The 768-nt window shown below is 59.8% G+C and carries 1 protein-coding gene; it reads left to right on the plus strand.

Annotation, left to right across the window (positions count from 1 at the left end; translation table 11 throughout):
- The coding region (locus tag AB4Z32_RS27485; RefSeq protein ID WP_442124987.1) for a tyrosine-type recombinase/integrase at nucleotides 1-768 on the plus strand (768 nt) is incomplete at both ends.

Genomic DNA, 768 nt, shown 5'->3' on the forward strand with positions numbered 1-768 from the left:
GCCACATTGCCAGCGGCATACGCCGAGTGGGCCGAACGCATCAAGGTGACCGACGACGCGCGGAATATTGGCCAGCTCTTAGACCGGTACACCCTCCAGGTCATCCCAACTAAGGCGGTCACAACACAAAACCACAACCGCACCGCAATGAAGCGGCTACGCGCAATCTTCGGAGCCATGGGCCTGAATGATATCAAGCCTCGCCACGTCTACCAGTATGTCGACAAGAGCAAGGCCAAGACGGCCGCGCACCGCGAAGTCGAAGTCCTGTCGCATGCGCTGACGAAAGCCGTCGAGTGGGGTTACATTGATCGCCACCCTTTCAAGGGCGAGGTGCGACTGAAATCAGAGAAAGCCCGGACACGCTACATCGAAGATTGGGAAATCGTGGAATGCCTGTCCCTGGAATCGAAGCGCAAGGCCGGCAGCGTGCTGGCGGTCCAGGCGTACATCCGCATCGCCCTGCTCACCGGCCTGCGCCGCGGCGACTTGCTGCGCCTGACCATGAGCGATCTGCAGGATGACGGCATCCATGTCACGCCGCGCAAGACCGCCAACACGACCGGCAAGAGCATCATCATCGACTGGACCRATGAACTGCGTTCGGCCGTGGCCAGCGCCAAGGCAGCCCGCCCCGTGAAACTGGCGAAATATCTTTTTTGTAATAGGGATGGCGAATGTTATTTCGATGAAGAGACTGGCCGCGCCGGCGGTTGGGAATCGATGTGGCGAGGATTCGCGCAGCGCGTAATCGCAGAAACCGAGGTC

It is taken from the genome of Massilia sp. 2TAF26 (assembly GCF_052115005.1).
Lineage (GTDB): Bacteria > Pseudomonadota > Gammaproteobacteria > Burkholderiales > Burkholderiaceae_D > Telluria.